The organism is Corallococcus sicarius, from assembly GCF_003611735.1.
In the GTDB taxonomy this organism is placed as follows: Bacteria; Myxococcota; Myxococcia; order Myxococcales; family Myxococcaceae; genus Corallococcus; species Corallococcus sicarius.
The window spans coordinates 1-3,279 of the sequence record NZ_RAWG01000542.1; the positions used below are offsets into that span (position 1 = coordinate 1).

Here is a 3,279-nt window from a genome sequence, read left to right on the forward strand (position 1 = left end):
AGGTGGTGTCCACCGCGAGGCCGAAGCCGCCGTGGGGGAGGAGGGGGGCGGGGGCGTCCTGGAACCAGGACAGCAGGTGGTCGCGGTCCGCGAGCGGGTTCACGGCCGGGTCCTTCCGTCCGATGCCCACCCCGTCGATGAACAGGACCGCGACGCGCACGGCGGGGAACTGTATCCTCGAATCCGACACGCATGGCCATCCACGGCGACCTCTTCAGCTACCCGCTCCCCGAATTCCTCCAATGGCTGGACAGCTCCCGCAAGACGGGGACGTTGCAGCTGTCGTGGGAGGCGGGCGAGCGCAAGTTGTTCCTCCTGTCCGGCCAGGTGGGCGCCACCGCGAGCGATGGCCTGCGCGGCCGCGTGGCCCGGCTCCTGTCCCTGCCGAAGCTGGCCCAGGGGCAGCGCGTGCTGGCGGCGTTCGACGAGCTGACGCGCACGCCGGACGTGGACGCGGCCTTCGACGCGCACGGGGTGCAGGCGCGGTGGGTGCGTGACCTGGGCCGCGAGGAGCTGTTCGCGGCGATGACGGACCTGACCATCGCGGGGCGGGGCACGTTCCACTGGACGGAGGACGCGGACCGCACCGGTGAGGACTGGGTGCCGTCCGACATGAGCATCCGCGAGCTGCTCTTCGAATCCCTGCGCTGGGTGGACGAGCAGGGGGACGTGGACAAGGCGCTGCCCATCGACGCGATGAGCGTGCGCGCGCTGTCGCCGCCCAGCCCCAGCCAGCCGTTGATGCACCGGATCATCCTGGGCCTGACGACGACGCCGCAGAACCTGGGCCGGCTGCGGCTGTCCATGGGTGTGTCGCGCTCGTCGGTGACGCGCCGGGTGCACGAGCTGCTGCGCGCGAAGCTGGTGGAGGTGGACGGCGCGCCGCAGGTGGAAGCGGATCCGGTGGCGGAGATGCTGGAGAAGGGCGCTGTGCTGATGCGCGAGGGCCAGTACGACGCGGCCGGCATCGTGTGCGCGTCCCTGCTGGCCAGCGACCCCGCGGACCGGCGCGTGCGCGAGTTCGCGCGCCTGGTGCAGCGCGAGCACGTGGCGGCGCTCTACGCGGACCTGCCGCCGCTGGTGGTGCCGCAGATGGTCCAGGCGCCCCAGGCCATGGTGATGCTCAAGCCGGAGGAGCGGCAGATCGCCGGGCTGATCAGCGGCACGTGGGACGTGTCCACGCTGGTGCTGGCCAGCCCCGCGCGCGAGCTGGAGACGCTCAAGACGCTGGCGAAGCTGCACCGCATGGGGCTGTTGCAGCTCACGCTCCCGCGCTGACGGGGCCTGGCCGCAGGAGGACTCGGGGTGCCATCCCATCCGCCTCTCACGAAGGAACGCACGCCATGATGCTCCTGTCGCTCCTGCTCGCCGCCGCGCCGCCTGTGCTCCTCGAACCCGATGCGGGAAGCGCGCACCGGCTGCACCCGCGCCGCGTGACGGCGTCCTCCTTCCTGTCGGACAGCTTGAACAAGCACGAGCAGAACTACCTGCCGCTCTACATCGCGGATGAAGACCCGACCACCGCGTGGGTGGAAGGCGTGAAGGGACGCGGCGAAGGTGAATCGCTGGAGTGGTGGGGCCCGGCGCTGACGAAGGCGAAGGCCTACCGCCTCTTCGTGCGCAACGGTTTCCAGAAGTCCGCCAAACTCTTCCGGGCCAACGCGCGTCCTCGCAAGGTGAAGCTGGAGCCGCTGCTCCAGGGAGAGAAGGGCCCCAAGACGACGGGCACGCCGCTGGAGGTGGAGCTGAGGGACGTGCAGGGCTGGCAGGAGGTGCGGCTGCCCGTGCCGGCGAAGGTGGAAGGCGTGCGACTCAAGATCGTGACGACATACCCGGGCACGAAATACGAGGACACGTGCCTGAGCGACCTGCGCGTCTACGTGGAAGGCGATGATTCGTACCGGCAGGAGGCGGAAGCCGCTGCCTTCGAACAGGTGCGTGCCTTCGCGTTGGAGCGCAAGCAGGCCGCCGCGCGCAAGGACACCGGGGCGAAGGTTGCGTGGCCGCCGAGCTACGAGGCAGAGACGCTGCTGACGCTGAACCGCGTGTTGAACAGTCAGAACCCGGTGGAGCTGCTCGCGAAGCTTCAGGAGGGTGCGTCCTACCGCGCGGCGCTCTTGCAGGCGCGGCAGGTGGCGGCCTTGATGCAGAAGGTCGACCTGGAAGGGGCAGGGATGGAGTCCGCAGAGGCCCGTGCGACGTGGACGCGGGTGTCGGCCACCGCGAGGAAGCCCCAGGAGGCCGAGGCGCGGACGGCGCTCTCCGTCATGGATGACGAAGGCCTGATCGATGTCGCCGGCCTGCTCCACCTGGACGATGCCGGCTTCATCATCAAGGACGACACCTCCCGGGAGCGGGCGCTCGCAACCCTTCCGTCCATGCGCGAGAGGGAGGCGCGCGAGCGCGAGGCGGAGGAGCGCAAGCGCGAGTCCTGCGTGCCGGATTGCGAGAAGAAGAACAAGGGCGACGAGGAAACCGACTGCGAGCAGGAGTGCAGCGAAAGGGAAGCCATGAGCGGCACGGCGCGCACCGAATCCGAGTTGCTCGAACACGCGCTCCAGAACGGTGAGTTTGTCCAGGGTGCGATGACGGCGCCCACGGCCTTCCTGCGCGGACTGGGGGAGGAGGGCGGCTACGGCTCGACCGGGCTCGACTTCCGTCAGACGTTGGTGCGCTACACGGGCAAGACGGCGGACGTGGTGCTCGTGTCCTCGAACGGGGCCGTGCCCCTCCGCGTCCACGTGCTCGAATGGGCGAAGTCGGGAAGCCCGGCGCGCATCGCGTCCATCACGTCTTTCATCGCCACGAGCGCCTCCATCCGCGTGGTGCGCTACCGCCCCGCGCCCTGAACGTGAGCGCCCGGAGGCCCTGTCCCACCGGGGGACGGGGCCCCGCGCTCACCCGGCGGTCGGAAGCCCTACGGCATTGAGCCGGACAAACACTTGCATCAGGACGTAGAGCGAGAAGGCGGCGTCGTCCACGCGCAGGTGCGACTGGGTGGACAGCCCCTGCAACCGCAGCAGGTCCGCGCCGTCCACGTGGAGCAGGAAGGCCTGCTGGGCCAGGGGGCCGTCGCCCGCGAAGGCCATGGCGCGCCGGACGGCGTCGGTGCAGGCGGTGACGCAGGTGGTGTAGTCCCCGGCGGAGAAGGCGGCCTCCGCGCGCTTGTGGTCGCTGATGTCCACCACCGCGGCACCCACCCCCAGCAGCGCTCCGTCCGGGGTGCGCACCGGGAAGTAGTCCACCCGCCAGTAGGCGGTGCCGCCGCGCTCCGCGTCC

General features: G+C 70.4%; 2 protein-coding genes and 2 pseudogenes. 2 read left to right on the forward strand and 2 right to left on the reverse strand.

The genetic code is table 11. The annotated features are described in order from the left end of the window. Nucleotides 1–160 (reverse strand): annotated as a pseudogene (locus D7X12_RS44830) (metalloenzyme); the annotation flags it as partial. Between the two features lie 32 nt (nucleotides 161–192). Between D7X12_RS44830 and D7X12_RS40360 the strand changes: the two are divergent. Continuing rightward, entirely contained in the window at nucleotides 193–1,278 is a 1,086-nt protein-coding gene (locus tag D7X12_RS40360; protein WP_120630436.1) for a DUF4388 domain-containing protein, read from the forward strand. A gap of 65 nt (nucleotides 1,279–1,343) precedes the next feature. After that, nucleotides 1,344–2,849: an NADase-type glycan-binding domain-containing protein gene (locus tag D7X12_RS40365; RefSeq protein ID WP_120630437.1), complete on the forward strand. Its 1,506-nt coding sequence runs from the start codon at nucleotides 1,344–1,346 to the stop codon at nucleotides 2,847–2,849. A 48-nt stretch (nucleotides 2,850–2,897) separates the two neighbouring features. On the opposite strand, the pseudogene D7X12_RS40370 reads toward D7X12_RS40365, so the two are convergent. After that, nucleotides 2,898–3,279 (reverse strand): annotated as a pseudogene (locus D7X12_RS40370) (GTP-binding protein); the annotation flags it as partial.